The organism is Furfurilactobacillus milii, assembly GCF_021654115.1.
Taxonomy (GTDB): Bacteria; Bacillota; Bacilli; order Lactobacillales; family Lactobacillaceae; genus Furfurilactobacillus; species Furfurilactobacillus milii.
This window is the reverse complement of sequence record NZ_JAIWJF010000009.1, coordinates 71,511-91,223: the sequence shown is the minus strand read 5'-3', so window position 1 is coordinate 91,223 and position 19,713 is coordinate 71,511. Positions and strand designations below refer to the sequence as shown.

Below are 19,713 nucleotides of genomic sequence, written 5' to 3'. Positions count from 1 at the left end.
ACAAGGTGGATCGAACTGAATTATTGAATCAGGGTGATCGTCAAGCTTATCGAATCCTTGAGAGCATTTATCTAGCGGATGGTCAAACGAATCGAGCCAAGCTCATGAAAACGCTCGGCTTATCGCCAGCAACGTTAAGTCGTCATTTACAAAAGATCATGGAAGATCTTAGGCCAGATATTGATGATGGCGCATTGACGTTGACGTTTGACCAAACACACGTGATGTTTGCCATGCAGGGAAAAATGACGCTGGACGGCTTAATGTTTGACCGCCAGGTGTTGCGGTCGGATATGTATCAGATTTATCTGTATCTCTATCAGCACGAGTTTCATTTTCAAGCGTGGCAGTTGGCTAACGAACTGCACCTGAGTGAGAAAACAACGGCGCGTAAGGTGACCAAGGCGAATGGTCTCCTTAAGGAATTTGGCTTGACGATTTATCGTGGCGAATTGAAGGGGACACTGTTTCAGGTGACGTGGTTTTACTACAAACTGTTTCGTGAGTTGCATGTCACGCCAAAGCAGGCAGTCAATCACGATGAGTTGATCAAACGGCTGACAGAAAGTGGTCTCAGAATTGACGAGTCAATGACGGACCGATTAACTCAGTGGTTATCGGTAATGGACCACGTTCAGGTCAACTTCGCCCAATTCAGTGACCAAGTCTCTGCGCTAGATGAACAGCTGACCGACGGAACCAAACTGAAGGCAGTTGTCGATCGAACGGCGCTGCAATTGACAGACAGTGAACGGGAAAACTTAACGCTGTTTCTACTGCTTCATTGTGGGGCGGTCATCGCGGATACACAGTTGGATGATTGGATTGGCATTACCCGGTCACAAAATCGAGAGCTATATGACAACTTGCGCCGCATTCAGTTACATTTTGCTCATGTTCAGGATATTCAACAGATCGTGCACATTAGCGTGGCACAGTTATTTAGTTTGCTGGTGGTTCCCATGATTGGGATTGGCAGTATTGATCACTTTGATGATCTGAGTTTTGACCATGCGTTAGCCGTGAACATGCCATGCAATGGGGCGGTCGCGATGGCGCGACTGAAAGCGACGTTGCTGGAAACGACGACTGGCACGATTCACCGTATTATCGACGATCACTGGCGTTATCTATCGCAATATCTATTGCCTTTTTACGCTTTACTGACTTCGACCACACGGCCAACGCGTCATATTGGTTTGGCACTTGGCACTAGTCGGGAGCTGACAGCATTATTTGCCAAACGGCTAATTAATGTACTGGAGCCGGCTGTTCAAGTCGCTTGGGAACTTTACGATGAGCGTCATCATTACGATTTAATTGTCATGAACGAACAAAATCGTCAAACAATTAAACAGAATCAAAGTTGCTACGAGATTTCAGCGTTGGGGAACGAGAATGATTTAAAAGCTATTTTGCAACAAATGATCGCGGGTTAAACACTAATTGATGACTGCCACAGTTAAGTTAAAAAAGTTAAATTCCCATATGTGGGAATTTAACTTTTTTACGTCGCCAATGATTTCAAAATGAATAGGTTTCATAGTCGGTAGCAGTCAGAATATTGACTAGTGTGCCACCGACGCCAGTAAGTTTGTTAGCTGACTAAAATCAAATTGCCCATTTATGAAATCACGTTAGTCAAAGTTGACGGTTTGTTAATGCCATTAACCAGTACAATTTAACCATTCAATAAAGCGAAAGGAGTCATGCACAGATGATACGTTGGCGTCGCCTAAGTGTAATTAGTATGTTGTTGATCATCGTGATGTTGTTTATCACACCCAGTCGCCGAATAAATGCGGCTAGTGGTCCGGTTGTGACGTTTACGACAGGTGCTCAAGTTAATCCGCAAAAAGTTCAGTTTGTTACGGAAAATGATACGGACCAAAATGCCACGATAACGTTAAGATTGCCATCTTCACTCATCGCTGATACTGGTGACGAAACGACTGCATCCTTAAGTTGGCATGAGCAGTTAACACAAACCACACTGACACTTTCTGCGCACCAAACGCAACGTTGGACGATTGCTGTTAAAACATTAACGCCAGGCGCTGGCGCGATTCAGGTGTTTGATAGCCAGCAGCATCAATTGGCCGTTCAGGAGATATCAGTAATGTCGACTCAAAGTGCCAATGCCACAACTTCGAGTGATAGTGATGAGACCAGTACGACGGCAAAGAGTGAGTCGCAAACTGGTGTTAAAGGCAGTGAAGTTAACAGTAATAAAGACCAATCGCACGTTCAATTACCGCCAACTGAGACCGCTGGCGCCGGTACATTGTCGACTGGTACGTTAACAGGAAGCTCGAGCATTTCAAGTTTGAAGGTTGTTCAAGATGATGAAGCAAAATCAAAGAACGCTGCAAATTTTGATAAGAGCAGTGTTCAACAGTCAACGACTCAAACATCAACAGCTTCATCGTCTACTCAAGCCCAATCAACACCACAACCTAGCGACCATCACGCTAAGACTTCGTCGCAAACACGGGCGGTTGACGATAATCGCGCGCCGGTGATTGATTATGGTGATCCGCTTGCTGGCAATTACGTTCACTACACGGGTGGCTCGTTGGCATTACCGATATTCTTGACGGTACCTACGGCGGGGCGCTACTTGGTCTATCTAGAATTATGGTCGGGTAAATATCAAGCAGTTGATGAAGTTACGGTCGCCACAGCCACTAATCGTCAAAAGATTACCGTAACTATTCCAGCTCAATATATGCCGCAATATAGTGATCAACTGTCCGGTTTCAACATTCGTATTGGTGACGAAAGTAATAATTTTAGTGACCCACTGCATTATGTGCTGTCTCTAGATGTCCCCAATAAACCGGCTACTACGTTATCCATTGCCGCACCACACACGGTTACGTTTAACCCGACTGATGAGCCATTAGATGCGGAAAAGGTTTGGGGACAAAAGTTGCCAGCACGAATCTTACCGGTCAATAGTGATGAAATTGGCGCTAACACATTAAGTGTTGTCGACAATCGCGAGGGAACAAGATCGTGGACACTAACGGTATCGGCGGATCAGTCACAGCAATTATCCGATCCAGAACGCGATGTGTTACAGGATGCCATGCATTATGTGCGGCAAGGCAGAGATCTACCAGTCAACAATCATCAAGTTTTGGTCGCTACCCAAGGAGACTATCCTAGCGAGGTTATTCATGACGTCGATTATCACTTATATACAGCAGTAACGAATATTTCACAACATTGGGATGCCCAGACCGGCTTGTTTCTAGAAGTCCCGACTGGCACCGAGGGAGGTGAGGCCTATTCAGGCAGTGTGACGTGGCATGTGACAGATGGTGTCGCAAATAATTAAATTACTTGAACCAAATAAAAATAACGAGAAGAAGGAGCATTAATATGTCATTATCAACAAAAATTAAACTCTTTTCCGCGCTTGGCCTTGCTGCAGCTGGTCTTGGCATGTCAGTGCCGACCGTTGCGATGGCCGCACAAACATCGACGGCAACTACCCGAGCAACCGTTGCATTTACACAGGATGACCAAACACCTGAAACACCGGTTGACCCAGATAACCCGTCCAAACCTGGCGATGGTAGTAACCCTGGTACTGGTAACACGGGTGCCTTAACCCTGGACTATGTTTCAAACTTTGACTTTGGCGCCCACAAGATTTCACCAGCCAAGCAAACGTATATTGCCTCAATGGATAATGCTAATAAAACAGCCAACTTTGCTCAGGTAACCGATAAGCGGGCCGGCGATCCAAAGGGCTGGACACTCAAAGTGACTGAACAAGGTCAATTGCAGAGTGCCAAATCTCAAAAAGAATTAACCGGCGCTCAAATTAGTTTGACGAATTCACGAGCTGGTAGTGGTTTAGGTCTATCAGTTAATGAGGTTAGTGTCACAGACCAGGCCCTGTTACCAGGTAATCAAGCTGTTGTCATGAATGCTTTAGCTGGCAGTGGTTATGGTCTGTGGACGGACGCTTGGGGCACGAAGGACAACCCTGGCGTTAAGTTGACGGTGCCAACTGGTGCATATCCCGAAGAAGATGTTTATACAACCAGTTTGAACTGGTCACTAGAGGATATTCCAACTAATGGTAGTAACCCAAATTCCCCAACCCCGACGACGGTTCCGGGTGGGGCTCAGGGGGCAGTTAATGCCGATCAAGGTAACTAGTGAAGATGAAAGTTAATATTTGGGAGTGAATGAAATGACGCAAAAGAGAATCGGCAAACGGTGGCGGTGGCTATTAGGGCTATTCGTTGCGTTGACGACCCTGTTGCTTGGCATTCACGTCTCGGCAGACGGGCTGGCCTTTTCGGTACAGCCCGTTTTGCCGACTCAACAGGTGAATCAAAAAGTAACGTACTTTGATCTTAAAATGGGACCTAGTGAACAAACGACACTGGTCGTCAACATTCATAACAATAAGAAAACACCACTACATTTGAGAACTGGCCTAGCGCAGGCCACAACGAACCTAAATGGGGTGGTGGAGTATGGAAAGAATAATGAACGACTGGATGACAGCGTTCCAGCCTATTTTGCTAAAGTAGTGAAACTGCCCGCCAAGCCGATCACGATTGATCCAAATGGGGATGACCAAGTGCGGATGCAGGTAGCTATGCCGAAACATCATTTTGATGGGCAATTAGCAGGTGGACTGACGCTGAGTGATGCAGACGCCGATGACGCGACATCACCGTCAAATAAGCAACAGGCAGTGGCGATTCAAAATCGCTATCAGTTTGTGGTCGCCATTGTTTTGCATAACAGTGTGAACAAGGTATCGCCCAAACTGTCATTAGGAACGGTGAAACCTAAGCAAGTGAATGCACGTAATGTTGTCAGCGGCGCCATTCACAACGAGACTGCTACTTTTGTTAATCAGCTGAAAGTAACGGGTGAGGTTAAAAAGGCTGGCAGTCAGACAGCGTTGTATACAACCAAGCAAGTTGGTTATCAGTTGGCACCCAATGCGGTGATGCAGTTTCCAGTATGGTTGAAGAACCGACCATTAAGCGCTGGTCGTTATACACTAACGATTACCGCAGTCGCGCAGAAGCGACGGTGGCAGTTTAGCAAGAATTTCAAGGTCACAGCACAAAAAGCCAAGCATTTAAACCGGTCGTCCGTTGAAGTGAAGCCGGATAATACGTGGCGTAATGTTGCTATCGTAGCCGGAAGCGGGGCTACTGTTTTAGCCGGTGTGCTGGCATGGGCGCTCATCCGGCGGCGCCACTGATTAGTTGGCGTCAGTAACTTTACGAATTGACATACTGATAATGAAGAATTAATAATTTTATTTTCGTGAAAGCGTTCACACACTCGCCCTTATTTGTTACACTATTGATACAGTAAGAGATGAGGAAGTGACCCGTCATGATAACTAATGTAGAAGACTTTTTACCGGTATTAAAAGGGGTGCTCAGGGGATCATTTAGTGATGACCGTGAGCTAGTTGGTGGCGTCGTTTCCCGTTTGCAAGATTCTGATACTGTTCACTATGGTGTAACGCGCTGGCGAGCAAAAGATACTCAGGATCATGAATTTACGTTTAAAAAGAATGAAGATGGCACATTTACGTATTTATACAAGCATTAAAACATACGTAAATGTGACTAAAAGCGTGTCTCGCTATGGATTTTTCCATAATGAGACACGCTTTTTTGTACGTAAAGAGCGACGAATAGAATTTATAATCGGTAAATATTAAGGAAATGTTAAGAATATAATTGACAAAAACGACTGTCAATTTACTAGATATTTTACTGGCTAAAACTTGTTATTCAGTAAAGCATCTCAATATCGTAACAAAGCCCAATCTAGCGGCGTTTATTAAGGACGTTAATTAACTGTATTGCGCACAATTGTTTTTTCTTCAAAACAGCGCTAGAACAGGCGAAACACAATTACTTTACATTAATAATCGACGATGACTATAATCATTTAATAGATATAACTAAATTACATTTTTGAGTTTTAAATGTTCAATTGTATCGCTGTTAATTTAGTCAAAAGATAGTGGGAGGTTATTGCTAAAAATGACTGAAAATCGCCTAGGTCGTATTCCCGACACACAAAAGCAACATTATAAGATGTATAAGGCTGGTAAGCAGTGGCTTTTTGCGGGCTTAACTTTGCTGACCTTTGGGCTAGTCGAGGCAATGACTCAGGATGACGTGCATGCCGATCAGACACCGACGACAGTTCAAACGCAAGCCGGTTCTGCGTCAGCCACTAATACGATATCTGCTGGCTCGGCGGTCCTTTCGACTGCAACCAGTCAGACGCAAACAACTAGTCAAGCAAGTGCCCAAAGTGAACAGAGTGGTAGTCAAACATCAGTTGCTACCTCTGTTTCTTCTGAGACTGCTAAGAGTGATGCAACGGCTAGTCAATCGAGTAAAACGACCGACTCAGAATTGACTTCTCGTGCCACCCTCAGCAACGTAAGCAGTGAGACTGTGCCAGCTTCTGCGCCAGCGCAGACACCGGGTTCGGTGACGAATACACTGATTAACCCAGCTACATTAGGCTCTCGGGCAACACTAAGTGATGCTACGAGTACAGCAACCTCTGCCAGCTCTACTGTTAGCGCTAAACCAGCTAGTTCAGCCAGTCAAACAGAGACTGCTTCTGTTAAGACCAACGCAGTAGCCCCAACAACCACTGCCACGACTGACAAAACCGTCGCTGACTCAACAGACACGAAACAGACAACGGTGGCTTCTACAACCAGTGATCAGACTAGTACGGCTTCACAAAGTTTGACGGTGGTCAGCGTTGCCGCTGCAATCACTAATGATGAATTGAATACACTCAAGTCTTCCTTGGCCGCCACTAGCCAGCCTGCTGAAATCGTTCGCATGGACGCGACAACAGGGACGACTAATGGCACTACTGGAACGACAACTGATACTACAGGTACGACTAACGCAACCACTGCGGCACCATCTAGTGAATATACGGCAGCGGCTAATGCGGCTGTCACAGCGGCTAGCAACGCTGCTACCAGTGCCAATGAGGCCTTGACGACCGTTAATGATGCTTTAACAAGTGTTAAAAATGCAGCCGCTACCGACGTCAATTCGGGTAACGTTAATGGACTAGTTGCATCAGCCACAGCGGCTCAGGCAGCGGCTAAAACTGCTGCAAATGATGCAGCTGCTGCCTTTGAGTCAGCTCAAGCTTTAGCAGCTAAAGCCGCATCTGCCGAAACAGCAGGTGATACAACAGCAGCTAATGGGTTTGCTGATCAGGCAAAGGCTCAGCAAACTGCTGCAGAGACCGCGAAAGCTAAGGTGGAAACACAGCTTTCAACAATCACTAATTTGATTGGCAAAGTTGGTAGTCAAGCTGAGACTGATAACTATGCGGCTGCAGGTGCGTATGCGACGCAGGCAAATGATGCAGCGACTCAACAAAATACTTCTCGGACAGATCTTGCTAACGTTGCCCAGAGCGCCGCTAACTTAAGTGGTAAAGACTTACAGAACAGCAGTGTAACAGCTGCTAATAATTCAATTCAGGCCGATGTTGCAACAGCTGCCACGGACAGCACTGAAGCTGAAACGGCTGCAAACAGTGCGGCTTTAGCCGAAACTTTTGCCAACGTTGCTAGCCTTGCTAACAATACTGCTGGCCTGGCAAGGTGGGCAGGTGTAGCTTCAGAACAGGCTGCAAAGGCTACGACGTTGGCAGATAAAACAGCATTAGCTTTGGCCAACGCCAAACAAGGTTTGAACAACATTCAGAGCTGGGTTGACGCTGACAGTACGGCTGCTCAAAATGCAGCCAATAGTGCAGCTGGTGAGGCTCAAAATGCAGCCGGTGAAATTCCAAAGGTTACAGCTGCTAACACACAAACGCAAAGCAATGTTTCTATGATTGAAGGAATTGCGAATACAGATGTGCATAATGATACTGTTGTAGGTGATAACAAAGCCGCCGCTGCTAATGGCGCTCAGGCAAATAAACTCATTTCACAAGCGCAAGCCGCTAGTGAGGCAGCTTCAAATTACGCCAGTCAAGCTGCTAGTGCTGCGGTTCTGTATGATCAAGCTGCTGCCAAGGGCTTTGCGGATCAGGCTACCGCACAAAACAAACTTGCCCTAGAGTATACCAGCCAGGCTAATTCATTGGCCAGTGCTACTACGTCAGCGTACGCCAATGTAAAAAGTTTGGTCACCTCGGATAGTACTGCAGCTAGTCAAGCCGCTCAGTCTGTGGTTAACACACAGTTGTATGCATCTGGTACACTAAAGACTATTAGCGATCAGGCGAAGGCAGTTAGCGAATACGTTGATCAGACCAATTCATTGATTAGTGCTGAGCCAGCCCTGCTTTCGAATGATAGTATCTCCAGTTCCTTGGCGCTCATGGAAGGAATTCTAACTGCCGCAAATAAATATTATACGGACGCATCTAATGAATATGGTAGTACTTATCCATACATGGTTAACAATGCATTATCTGCTGCTGCTCAAAATAATGCCACTACCGCCAGTTACTTTGGATACAATGGTGCGGCTTACCTTAGTGGAGTATTTTCCCAGTATGTAGCATCTGCGAATGAAATGGAATCAACTGCTAATTCCGTTGTTAATCTGGCAGCTAAACAGCTTGTCATTGATAGCACAATGGCTTCCCAACAAGTAACTTCAGTTGAGACGGCTAATCAGGATATTAATAATCGTGCATCTTCAATGACTTCAAGTGTGGACAGTATTAGTCAGTACGCGAGTGAAGGAACATCATTAGCGGCTACTGATCTCAAAAATGATTCAGTCCAGAATTATAAGAAGAAATTAGCAGCAGCTTCAGCGTATGCTTCTAATGCCTCCGAGGCACTGGCCTCAGCAGCTTTGGCAACACAGAGTTTGATTTCAGCAGCTTCTAACGCGGCAGCTAGTAATGATGCTGTGACTGCACAAAAATTAGGTAGTCAAGCACTATCAATGGATAAAGCTATGGCAGGTGTGCAAAACATCCTTGATAATTCGCGGGATCAAGCTTCGTCTGCATATACGGCGATGTCTAACGCAGTCAAAACAGACTCAATTGCGGCATTAAACTATGCTGCTTCGGCGGCGAGTGCCTATAGTGCTGTCAACAGTGTTGCCAATACTGTTGATTCGACGGCTAGTGCAAATGCAAATTCCGCAGCGCAAAGTAGTTTAGCAAATCTAGGTGCATCTGATACTAGGAATGATAAAGTTCAATCAAGCATGAAGAGTTTGCAGTCGTTGCAATCGTCACTGGCAAGTGCGGTTTCAGAGATGCAAAGCCTGAATAAGGCGGCGTCAGAATACTCTGCGGATGCTAGTAATGCTGCATTGAGCAATGATGTCAAATTAGCGAGTGATTACGCGGATAGTGCAGAAAAGATGCAGTCGTCTGTGGGCGGTGTTGCCACGAGTATTGCTAGTCTTGCACCGATTGTAGCAGCTGGCTTAGCGGACTTAACTAAGACGGTACACAATGATAGTGTGGCTGCTGCCGCTTCGGCTAAAACCGCCAGTGACGCTGCAGATAATGCATCAGGTTATAACAAGACGGCCTCCGATGCATCTAAGACTGCCAGTGATGCGAATACGTCAGCGCAGAGTGCCGCATCCACTGATAAATCTGATACGACTGTTCAAAATTGGGCCACGTCAGCAGCTGCTGCACAGTCAACGGCCGCTTCAGCAGCTGCAGTGGCTAGTGGTGCAAGCTACTATGCCAAGGCAGCAATTTCAGATGCTGCGTTGAATGACGCTAAGGGAGCTTCGGAAGCTGCCGCCTCTGCAGTATCAGCTGAAAAAGTTGCTTCTAAAGCAGCAAGCACTGCTGCATCTGCCGAAAAGGTTTTGCAGGATTTGAACGGTTCAATTGCCGCTAAAGTAAAAGCTGATTCTTTGGCTGCCTCCGAAGCCGCCGCAAGTGCCAGCGCTGCAGCTTCCACAGCTAACTCCAATGCGAGTGCTACGAATTCGTCAACGACGAGTGCAGGCACTGCAGAAGCAGGGGCAACCAGCGCTGCTAAGACGGATTTGACCAATAGTGACGTGCAGTCAATGGATAAGCAGAACCAAGGTTCAATGACTGCTTTAAACAATCAGAATTCTATCGCAAAGTCTGCTGCCTCATTAGCTAAGAGCTATGCGGATGCTGCTTCCACAGCAGCATCCACAAATGACAGCGTTACCGCAGCATCTGATAAGGCATCGGCTGAAAGTGCTGAAAAAGTTGCCGCTAATGCGACAGCTTCTGCAAATACCTTATTGGGACAGGTTAACCAGACGAACTCTGCCATCAACAAAGCAGTTAGCATCGATTCCACGGCCGCTAGTTCATACGGTAGTGCTGCTACCAGTGCGGCTACGTCTGCTGATCAGGCTAAGAGTGCAGTTACCAGCGCAACTCAGTCGACACAGCAAAGTGCGACGGTGGCTGCTAGTCAGGCTGCAACGGATCAACAAAATAGCACCGTTCAATCACTTGCCAGTGAAGCTAATTCATTGATGAGCCAGTTGAACAGTACTGAATCGGCTGCTGCTTCTGAAAACTTATTGGCCAGTGCTGCTGAGTCCAGTGCGTTGAGCGCCGCCAAACTGAATGATCCGAAGACGGCCAGTCAGTTTGCTTCAGAAGCTCAGAGTGCGCAATCAGTGCTTGCTGGTTTGAGCGCTGCTGCGGCTCAGTTCAGAAGCCGGGTTGATGCAACGTTTGAAGATATTAACAAAGCGGTTAACAAAGACCACCATGATGCCAGTGTTGCGGCTAGTGAGGCTGCCTCCGCCGCGTCAAAGGCCGCTAGTGAAGCTTCTACTGCTCAAAGTGATGCTGAACGGTTAGCAAGTTTGGCTAACCAGGCACACAGTCAGGGTCAGTCATCACTTGAAAACAAAGCCCAATCCTTAGTTAACCAAGCTAATAGTGCTGCTAGTGCAGCTGATTCGTTGGCCAAACAAGCTGCTGAGGATGAAGAGCTTGCTAAGCAAGCATTGGCAGCAAATGACCCAACGCTCGCTAAGAAGTATTCGGATGCTGCTAGTCAGGCGTTGGATCAAGCAAATAAGTTACGCGAGTTTGCGGATAGCTTGGCTGCGCAGGCTGCTGACATTGAAGCTCAGCTAAAGGCGTTGCTACCTCCAAAGACGGCTGGTGACCCAACCGGGCATAACAGTAGTTCAGACCCGTCAGCAATGGGCGGTTCCTCGTCTACAAATGGTGGTTTGAGCAATGACCAATTGTCAGCCAATGGCAAAATGGGTAACGGTCAGTCATCAACGACTGGTACTCGTGTGGCTACAACCGGAGTCAACGGTGCACGTGGCTACAATGGTCAGCTGACTAATGGCAACCAGGCCTCATCACCTGTTGATCCACAGTATGTTGGCCGGCACTTACCGGACACCAACGAAGCAAGTGAACTTGAAGCACTGTTAGGTATTCTTGGTTTAACGACGCTGATTGGTTGGTTTGGTCTTCGTCGTAAGCACGATTCATTGAAACACTAGAATAGTATTATTGAACATTAAAAGACCCATCATCGTTGGCCTGTAACGAATTGCTACAGCTGCGATGATGGGTCTTTTAGTGTGTATTGGTCGGGCTAATCAAGCCGAATTTCCCACTGACTGGTTTTAAAGGTGCACGGTTCCTGCCGTGTTCGGGTGAGCACAAACGCAACGGCACCAAGTTGCTGCCGTGCATTTGGCACGTAGTATTGGGGGAGATGCGTTTGTTGATCAGCATCGATTAGGGCAATGGATTCACAGTCATTGATAATCTTTTTAACTTTTGTTTGACGATTAACGAGTACGAGTTGCATGTGAAATCACCTCACGTTCACTGTAAGCATAGAACGACACTCTATGAAACGGCATCAAAGCCTGTTTCGAAATGCAAACTTTGCCCGTTTTTAGACGTTTGGTTGGTAAATCTGTTAAACGAGCTCGATTATCGTCAGTGTAGCATGGTTGCAAACGGAGATAAAATAGTGTGCTTGTTAGTGTGGTGGCTTTAGTGGGTTGAAATGACGAGCCGTGGCCATTTTTGTTGCCACTGTTTTTGGGCCATTCGTTGATTAAAAATCGCCATGTGTGCGGCGTCTTGCTGGTAGGCTTGTATTGGACGACAGATGAAATTTAGCAGGTCCGCCACACCGTGTGGTGCAATCAAACGAAGTTGGTCGGCTTCGTCGAGATAGGCACCGACGCAGGTGGGTGTTTCGACAAAATGGCCGATGGCATCTTCGACGGAAGTAAACGGTGGCGCATCAGTAAAGTTGTGAGTGTTCATGTACACTTCGTTTTTGACCTGCCACTCATATTGAGGCAAATGCGCTTTTAACTGATTCTGAATCGCGAGGTTATCTTCGTAGGGCCGTTTGGGATCGAAGAATACGACATCAATATCAGATGACAGTTGGACTGGTTGATGACTCAAAACCTGCCACACCGTGTTGCGGATGCTCCCCGCCGCCAACGCGCCTTGAACAAGATGCTGAGCGGCAATGACATGGAGGATGGTCATTAACGTCGGCGTATGCTGGATAATATCAAGAACTGCTTGTGTTTGTGCATTGTCATTTTTCATCATTTCAGTGTAGCACGTTTGGTCATTTGTGACAGTGAAGGTCAAGCTCAATCAATATTACGTGTGATGAAATCGCGGTATAATAACGTAATAATTCACTTTGATAAGTTGATGTGGAGGAAACACATGACACAGGAACAACTTTCGTTTATTACCCATGTCGCACAAGGCAAGCCGGAAAATATCGTTCACCAGAACGCGGCATGCCCATTCTGTGACGTTGCCCATTTGACAAACATTTTGGATCGGGAAGCGGACCGCATTTGGCTCGTAAATAAGTTTCGGGTGCTAGCCGACTCGTTACAAACAATTATCATTGAATCTAGCAATCATTTGGGCGATTGGTCTAACTATGATCAGTCAACAGCTGCGGACATTATGAATTTCTCTTTACGTAAGTGGTCGGAGCTGCAACGAGACCCTCAATATAAGTCTGTAATTATGTATAAAAATTATGGACCACGCTCTGGCGGGTCGTTGGCGCATCCTCACATGCAGATTATTGGCTTGGATAAGGTGGACGGTTACGCACATGTAACGCCGCCCAACCTTGGTGGCGAGACATTTTTGAAGTTGGGAGAAGCGCAGCTAGCCGTGGCAAACGAACCATTGCTGGGATTTCTTGAATTTAACGTACGCATCCCGAATATTCAAGCAGCCGGTGATTTGGCGCAAGCAGTACGCGTGCTGACGCACTATATTTTGATGGATTATTTTCATGGTCGCTGTGATAGTTACAATTTGTTTTTCTATAACGTTCAGGATGGTGGGATCGTTTGCAAAGTTGTGCCGCGTTTTAATGCTTCGCCACTTAGCGTGGGTTACTTAGTGCCACAAGTTTTTCAAGCGGACCGAATCGCTGAAATTGGTCAGGAGGTAACAGCGCATGCGCACGCCTATCTTGGATGATCAGGCTGTGATGATGTTGCAACGTGATTATCAGACGAATCTGCCAGATACATTTATGGGTGATTTCGATTTGTCGTCAGAGGATAGCGAATGGTTGTTGACGAACAAATTTGCCTTACTATGTGGCGTTATTGTCGATCAATCTGTGCCTGCAACCAGAGCTTGGCAGCTGCCCAAACGATTACGGGACCGGATTGGAAAACAGAATTGGACGGCCGCATGGTTTGCTACTCATCACTCGGAATTACTGACGGCGATTGAAACAAAGCCTGCATTGCACCGTTTTCCGAAAACTATGGCGCAGAACTTAGCCAGTTTGGGTCAAACTTTGGACAGGGAGGCAAACGGCGATGCCGAAAAATTCATTTCAACGACTACTTACGAGGAGCTGGAAGCCCGTTTGACACCTATTCATGGCATGGGACCAAAAAAGGTGAATGCATTAGCACTGATTATCGTGCTAGACTTAAAGCAGTCACTAACGGGGATGGATAAAAGTAAGGCTCTTTTTGATGTTCACTTGGCGCGTATTTTGGGCGATTATTTGCATCGACCAGCAACAGCGGTGATTGCAAATGTTGTTTGCCAACAAATTGATCCGACAATGCCGGCCCGTGCAGCCACGTATCTGTGGCGGTTGGATCGTCAACACAGAACGTTGGCATCAATCATTACGCCGACTCGCTAGTTAGCAAGAACGACAAACGAAATTTATTACTGGAGGCACTAACATGAAAGTTACACATCGTAATTTAGTTACAGAACCAGCTCGCCAACTATTTGGACTTCCATACAAAAAGCAGGAACATGGTTCATACAACTATGCGTGGCTAGACTGGGAAACAACGGATAAGTTCAAACAATTGGAAACCATCAACAAACCATTAGACCCAGCAAAAATCGGTTTATTGGTTATTGACGGCGACGAGACAACTTACTGGATCGGCAAATGGTTCCGTAAGGGTCAGAAGGTGCCAGAAGGCTTCCAAGCCATTGCGGTGCCAGAAAGTTCTGCCGCAGTTGCGTGGGTTAACGGCAATCCTGACACTGGCGACCTGTTTGGTCAACGCGCGATGGAAACGGCACACCAAGAATTGGTTACCCGTCACATGATGACGGAGGACGACTGGACTAATCTGAAATATGTATACGAACGCTACGATCCACAACGCTTCCAGCCTGAAGAGAATCCGACGACGCTTGACTATATTTTCTATGTAAAATAGTTTTAACTGCCGCTTGCGGTTGTCAGCATTGGAACGCCGCCATGGGACCGGTTCGAGCCTCCTAAGTTCGGAGTCTTTCACCTCGTCGAAAAGCCTCGTGAGGACCGCGAGTCTTTTCGACCGTCCATGTTGTAAATTCGGCAAACCACCGAATCAACAACATTTTCATGGCTTGGTTCCAATGCTGACGCCATGCAGCTCTGTTTAGTTCATCGCTAAAATAAAAGTGAGTTTCCGATTCTAGCCGGCTATCACACGGATTGTTGCATTTGTCCGCAATCGAATGATTACTGGATAAAGTGTATTTAATTTGGCACCTAGAATTTGTCTGTTATTGCTTGAATGTAGCTGGTGGGCACTGATATTGAAGCGGAGTTGTGAAAGTGGCGTTAACCCAGTGGGTTTGCTGGGTTTAGGCCACGGACGAGCTTGAAGACCGCAACGCGGGCTAAGACCGGTCCTCACAACGGAGTTTCAATATCAGCAACCAGAAGCGGAAGCATTCCCAAACAAGACAAACCTTTTTGAAATCCATGGTTGACATCAACGCCAATCAGTCAGTACAATGACAACAATATTTGATAACGAAAACGTGGTCGTTAGTGTCGAAACTGACAACCGAGTAGTGTCTTCAATTCCTCCCCAGAGAGCCGGCGGTCGTGTGAACCGGTGATATTGAATACGCGAAGTACAGCGTTTGTGATTGTTATCTCGGCGCACCCCGATACCGGTGAAGAGTGGTTGCAGCGATGCAATAACTTGGGTGGTACCGCGGAATAAATTCGTCCCTTGTCAACTTGGCTAATGTTAGCCAGTGATGGGGACTTTTTTTGTGCCCTAATAGACTGAAAAAATGAGAAGGAGAATACGGAATGAATATTATTGATGAATTAAAATGGCGTGGCGCAATTAACCAAACCAGTGATGAAGAGGGCTTACGTGAATTAACCGACAAGAAGTCAATTGGCTTGTACTGTGGGATTGACCCAACCGGTGATTCGATGCACATTGGTCACCTGATTCCGTTTATGATTTTGAAACGATTCCAGTTGGCTGGTCACAAACCAGTGATCGTGATCGGTGGGGCAACAGGTTCTATTGGTGATCCATCTGGGAAGAAGTCTGAGCGGGTCCTACAAACGATGGATCAAGTGCACCACAACCAAGAGGCCTTGCGTGGTCAAATGGTTAAATTGTTTGGGGAAGACCAATTCCGGTTGGTTAATAACTATGATTGGTTGTCCAAACTATCATTGCTGGATTTCCTGCGTGATTACGGTAAGTTATTCAACGTCAAGACGATGCTGAACAAGGAAGTTGTTGCTTCCCGTTTGGAAGTGGGGATTTCCTTTACTGAATTCACTTACCAGATTTTGCAATCTATCGATTACTTAACTTTGTACCGTGAACAAGATGTGCAATTGCAAATCGGTGGTGGTGACCAATGGGGTAACATCACGGCTGGTTTGGACTTGATTCGTCGTGTGGAAGGACCAGAAACACCAGTCTTTGCATTAACGATTCCACTGTTGTTGAAGGCTGACGGGACCAAGTTTGGTAAGTCCGAAGGTGGCAACGTTTGGCTTGATCCTGAAAAAACAACGCCTTACGAATTCTACCAATTTTGGTTAAACCAAGACGACAATGATGTTGTGAAATTCTTGAAGTACTTCACGTTCTTGGATGAAAACGAAATTAATGATCTGGCTGAACAAGTGAAGAAGGAACCTTGGAAGCGGGCGGCACAACGTCGTTTGGCAGAAGAAGTGACTAAGTTTGTCCACGGTGACGCAGCTTTGAAACAGGCTGAAAAGATCACGCAAGCACTGTTCTCAGGCGATGTGAAGGAGTTAAGCGCTGACGAAATCGAACAGGGCTTCAAGGCTTTCCCAAGTGTTGAAACGACCGGTGCAACTCAAAATATTGTCGACTTTTTAGCAGACAGTGGCATTGAAAAATCGCGGCGGCAAGCTCGTGAAGACGTGACAAACGGCGCCATCACTATTAATGGTGACAAACAAACTTCTGTTGATGCAGACGTTGATCCAAAATCAATGTTTGATGGCAAATTTGTTATTGTACGTCGTGGTAAGAAGCGCTATTTCCTTGCTCGCGTAAGTGATTAAAAAGAAATAATCATTCTCACAAGCCTTTTGTTTGGGTCTTGAAAATAAGTAAGTTTATAATTAAGCACGCTATAAATAGTGTGCTTTTTTCTTATTGTTTGACAAACGTATGTTCGACTTGTAAAGTAAATGTTGCGTTTATCAGAACGAGCTGTGAAGTTTGAAAGCACAGAATTTCACATCGGAAAACGAGGACTTATACTTATGGATGCTTTTTTTCAAACGCTGGTTGATCGGCGTTCGGCACTGTTAACTGCATTGTGGCAACACATTGAGATTTCACTGGTGTCACTGCTGATTGCGATGGCCATTGCCATTCCATTGGCCATCTGGGCAACACACCACAAACGATTTGCGGCATTCATGTTGCAAATCGCCGGCGTGTTGCAAACCATCCCTTCACTAGCATTATTGGGATTACTGATTCCCATTGTTGGGATTGGGACTGTCCCAGCGGTCATTGCGTTGGTCATCTATGCGTTGCTCCCGATCTTTCAGAATACATATATCGGGATTGATGACATTGATCCGTCTATTGAAGAGGCTGCTGATGCGTTTGGCATGGGGCAAACACGCAAGCTATTCAAGGTTGAATTGCCAATCGCCGCCCCAGTGATTATTTCCGGGGTTCGTCAAGCGTTAGTCATGATTATCGGGACTGCAACGTTGGCAGCGTTGATTGGTGCCGGTGGTTTAGGGACCTTTATCCTGTTGGGGATTGACCGTAACGACACCGCATTGACGTTAATTGGAGCTATTAGTTCGGCACTGCTGGCGATTATTTTGAGCTGGCTCATCAATCGTTTACAACACATGCGTCCACGCTATCTAATCGGTGGTCTGGTTGTTTTGCTGCTTGGCATCGGTGGTGTCGGTGTCGCGAATGCCGTCCGCCAACCGGCTGATAACATTACGATTGCCGGTAAGCTGGGCTCCGAACCAGATATCTTAATTAATATGTATAAAGACTTGATTGAGCAGGATAACAAACATGTCCACGTTACGTTAAAGCCTAATTTCGGGAAAACGAGCTTTCTGTTTAACGCCTTGAACCACAATCAAATCGATATTTATCCGGAATTTTCGGGGACTATTTTGGAAAGTTTGGTCAAAAAGCCACAATCTGATAAGGGATTAACGGCCAATCAAACGTACCAATTAGCACAAAAAAATATGCAGCAACAATTTAAACTCAGCTACTTGAAACCAATGGCCTACAACAATACGTTTGCACTAGCTATTCGTGAGCAGGACGCAAAGGCTTGGAATGTTCACACAATTAGTGATTTGCAGACAGTAGAAAATAAGCTGAAACCAGGGATGACGCTTGAATTCATTGATCGACCAGATGGTTTGCCGGGTGTGAATAAAACCTATGGCCTGAATTTAAAAGCTCAGTCAATGGAGCCAAAATTACGCTACGAGGCCATTCATAACGGCAACATCAATGTCGTCGACGCTTACTCGACGGATAGTGAATTACGACAGTATCATTTGACGACGTTGAAGGATAACAAACATTTCTTCCCGTCCTATCAAGGTGCGCCGTTGATGAAAACATCCTTAGCTAAGAAGTATCCAGGCGTTGTAAAGAGTTTGAACAAGCTCGCAGGCCATATTTCTGAAAAGGATATGCAGGAAATGAACTATGAAGTTAATGTCGAAAAGAAGTCGGCTAAAACAGTGGCGCGTCAATACTTGGTTAACCACCACTTGCTGAAGGGAGATGCTAAATAATGGCAACTACGGTTGATGAAAACAGCATCAATGAGCTGAAAGACGGCGAACCCATCATTCGGTTTGAACATGTTCAGCAGTCCTTTAACGACAATGTCGTGATTCCAGATTTGAACTTAACCATCAACGCCGGCGAATTATTTGTCCTGGTTGGTACCTCCGGTAGCGGTAAAACCACGACTTTGAAAATGGTTAATCAGTTACAGCCGCAGAGTGGTGGCAAGATTTTTATCAAGGATGAAAACATTACGGATATCGGATTGCAAGAGTTACGGTGGAACATTGGTTATGTGCTTCAACAAATTGCTCTATTTCCAACAATGACCGTCGCTCAAAATATTGCGGTCATTCCCGAGATGAAGGGGGTCAAACGTGAAGAGATTGATGCTACGATTAATCGATTGCTGAATCAAGTCGGTTTGGACCCGAAAAAATACCGGGATCGGATGCCTAGTGAATTATCGGGTGGTGAGCAACAACGGATTGGCATTTGTCGGGCGATTGCTTCTGAACCACCAGTTGTCTTAATGGATGAGCCATTCTCAGCTTTGGATCCTATCTCACGCACACAATTGCAGGACCTAGTATTGGACCTCCATGCAAAGCGGCACGACACGATTATATTTGTGACCCACGATATGGATGAAGCCCTTAAACTAGGTGACCGCATTGCAGTTATGAGTGAGGGAAAAATTCTTCAAGTGGATACACCTACGAATATTGCTCAACACCCAGCCAATCAGTTTGTTGAAGCTTTCTTCTCCCAGAGTGTCGCGCACAACGTGTATGACGTGTACGTAGGTAAGATGGTCATGATGGGTTTTTCAGTGGCAACGTTGCCTGACGGGCACACAGCGCCAATTGACATCTCATCTGATAAAACGTTGGGTGAAGCATTTGACGATTTGGCCCACTGTGAGTATTTGCGCGTAGTGGATGGTGACCGTCAATTAGGGTTCATCAATGCGCAAAACATCGTCAATTATCTGAGTCAGCGTAAACGCGATGAGGATGAAAATAACTAAATGACTGGACTGAAATGAAGCGACTTCATGTGTGTCAATTGCCGGTGGCAAGCTCATAGGGAGTCGCTTTTTGAATGTTAAAAATAAATGCAAAAATATCTT

At 46.1% G+C, this 19,713-nt stretch carries 14 protein-coding genes; 12 read left to right on the top strand and 2 right to left on the bottom strand.

Annotation, left to right across the window (positions count from 1 at the left end):
- The first annotated feature begins 5 nt into the window (after positions 1-5).
- The 6 genes from LDK34_RS10970 to LDK34_RS10945 all read left to right on the top strand — a co-directional run bounded on the left by LDK34_RS10970 (position 6) and on the right by LDK34_RS10945 (position 11,507).
- Positions 6-1,439 (top strand): helix-turn-helix domain-containing protein, encoded by a 1,434-nt coding sequence (locus LDK34_RS10970; RefSeq protein ID WP_236941837.1) that lies wholly within the window; start codon positions 6-8, stop codon positions 1,437-1,439.
- A gap of 278 nt (positions 1,440-1,717) precedes the next feature.
- Positions 1,718-3,343: a hypothetical protein gene (locus tag LDK34_RS10965; protein WP_178942062.1), complete on the top strand. Its 1,626-nt coding sequence runs from the start codon at positions 1,718-1,720 to the stop codon at positions 3,341-3,343.
- A 44-nt stretch (positions 3,344-3,387) separates the two neighbouring features.
- Positions 3,388-4,176 carry a WxL domain-containing protein gene (locus LDK34_RS10960; RefSeq protein ID WP_178942063.1) on the top strand — a complete coding sequence of 263 codons (789 nt, stop codon included), beginning with the start codon at positions 3,388-3,390 and terminating at the stop codon, positions 4,174-4,176.
- Positions 4,177-4,210: 34 nt separating this feature from the next.
- Positions 4,211-5,245: a WxLIP family cell surface protein gene (locus LDK34_RS10955; protein ID WP_178942064.1), complete on the top strand. Its 1,035-nt coding sequence runs from the start codon at positions 4,211-4,213 to the stop codon at positions 5,243-5,245.
- Between the two features lie 137 nt (positions 5,246-5,382).
- Entirely contained in the window at positions 5,383-5,604 is a 222-nt protein-coding gene (locus tag LDK34_RS10950) for a hypothetical protein (protein ID WP_017260551.1), read from the top strand.
- Positions 5,605-6,044: 440 nt separating this feature from the next.
- Positions 6,045-11,507: a KxYKxGKxW signal peptide domain-containing protein gene (locus tag LDK34_RS10945; RefSeq protein ID WP_236941836.1), complete on the top strand. Its 5,463-nt coding sequence runs from the start codon at positions 6,045-6,047 to the stop codon at positions 11,505-11,507.
- 95 nt (positions 11,508-11,602) lie between these two features.
- Here LDK34_RS10945 and LDK34_RS10940 read toward each other — a convergent pair whose 3' ends face one another.
- A complete protein-coding gene (locus LDK34_RS10940; RefSeq protein WP_161003742.1) occupies positions 11,603-11,821 on the bottom strand; it encodes a hypothetical protein in 219 nt (72 codons plus the stop codon).
- Positions 11,822-12,012: 191 nt separating this feature from the next.
- A complete protein-coding gene (locus LDK34_RS10935; protein ID WP_178943435.1) occupies positions 12,013-12,588 on the bottom strand; it encodes a nucleotidyltransferase family protein in 576 nt (191 codons plus the stop codon).
- 126 nt (positions 12,589-12,714) lie between these two features.
- Here LDK34_RS10935 and LDK34_RS10930 point away from each other — a divergent pair, with 126 nt between their 5' ends.
- From LDK34_RS10930 to LDK34_RS10905, 6 genes are all read left to right on the top strand, one after another.
- Positions 12,715-13,497 (top strand): DUF4931 domain-containing protein, encoded by a 783-nt coding sequence (locus LDK34_RS10930; RefSeq protein WP_236941835.1) that lies wholly within the window; start codon positions 12,715-12,717, stop codon positions 13,495-13,497.
- Positions 13,475-14,185, top strand: a complete 711-nt coding sequence (locus LDK34_RS10925) for a hypothetical protein (protein ID WP_178942067.1) — start codon at positions 13,475-13,477, stop codon at positions 14,183-14,185. The genes LDK34_RS10930 and LDK34_RS10925 overlap by 23 nt, the downstream gene beginning before the upstream one ends.
- 43 nt (positions 14,186-14,228) lie before the next feature.
- On the top strand, positions 14,229-14,723 hold the full coding sequence (locus tag LDK34_RS10920; RefSeq protein WP_017260545.1) for a hypothetical protein: 495 nt from the start codon (positions 14,229-14,231) through the stop codon (positions 14,721-14,723).
- Between the two features lie 872 nt (positions 14,724-15,595).
- Complete coding sequence (gene tyrS / locus LDK34_RS10915) at positions 15,596-16,849, top strand: tyrosine--tRNA ligase (protein WP_178942068.1); 1,254 nt, start codon at positions 15,596-15,598, stop codon at positions 16,847-16,849.
- A gap of 204 nt (positions 16,850-17,053) precedes the next feature.
- Entirely contained in the window at positions 17,054-18,586 is a 1,533-nt protein-coding gene (locus LDK34_RS10910) for an ABC transporter permease/substrate-binding protein (protein WP_178942069.1), read from the top strand.
- The gene (locus LDK34_RS10905) at positions 18,586-19,611 is read left to right on the top strand and encodes an ABC transporter ATP-binding protein (protein ID WP_236941834.1); all 1,026 of its coding nucleotides are present in this window, start codon (positions 18,586-18,588) and stop codon (positions 19,609-19,611) included. The genes LDK34_RS10910 and LDK34_RS10905 overlap by 1 nt, the downstream gene beginning before the upstream one ends.
- Positions 19,612-19,713 lie beyond the last annotated feature (102 nt).

Excerpts from the sequence above, each read along its gene's own strand:
- LDK34_RS10950 (WP_017260551.1), top strand. The coding sequence starts at position 5,383 with ATGATAACTAATGTAGAAGACTTTTTACCGGTATTAAAAGGGGTGCTC.
- LDK34_RS10945 (WP_236941836.1), top strand. The coding sequence starts at position 6,045 with ATGACTGAAAATCGCCTAGGTCGTATTCCCGACACACAAAAGCAACAT.
- LDK34_RS10965 (WP_178942062.1), top strand. The coding sequence starts at position 1,718 with ATGATACGTTGGCGTCGCCTAAGTGTAATTAGTATGTTGTTGATCATC.
- LDK34_RS10955 (WP_178942064.1), top strand. The coding sequence starts at position 4,211 with ATGACGCAAAAGAGAATCGGCAAACGGTGGCGGTGGCTATTAGGGCTA.
- LDK34_RS10940 (WP_161003742.1), bottom strand. The coding sequence starts at position 11,821 with ATGCAACTCGTACTCGTTAATCGTCAAACAAAAGTTAAAAAGATTATC.
- tyrS (WP_178942068.1), top strand. The coding sequence starts at position 15,596 with ATGAATATTATTGATGAATTAAAATGGCGTGGCGCAATTAACCAAACC.
- LDK34_RS10920 (WP_017260545.1), top strand. The coding sequence starts at position 14,229 with ATGAAAGTTACACATCGTAATTTAGTTACAGAACCAGCTCGCCAACTA.
- LDK34_RS10935 (WP_178943435.1), bottom strand. The coding sequence starts at position 12,588 with ATGAAAAATGACAATGCACAAACACAAGCAGTTCTTGATATTATCCAG.
- LDK34_RS10960 (WP_178942063.1), top strand. The coding sequence starts at position 3,388 with ATGTCATTATCAACAAAAATTAAACTCTTTTCCGCGCTTGGCCTTGCT.
- LDK34_RS10910 (WP_178942069.1), top strand. The coding sequence starts at position 17,054 with ATGGATGCTTTTTTTCAAACGCTGGTTGATCGGCGTTCGGCACTGTTA.
- LDK34_RS10905 (WP_236941834.1), top strand. The coding sequence starts at position 18,586 with ATGGCAACTACGGTTGATGAAAACAGCATCAATGAGCTGAAAGACGGC.
- LDK34_RS10930 (WP_236941835.1), top strand. The coding sequence starts at position 12,715 with ATGACACAGGAACAACTTTCGTTTATTACCCATGTCGCACAAGGCAAG.
- LDK34_RS10925 (WP_178942067.1), top strand. The coding sequence starts at position 13,475 with ATGCGCACGCCTATCTTGGATGATCAGGCTGTGATGATGTTGCAACGT.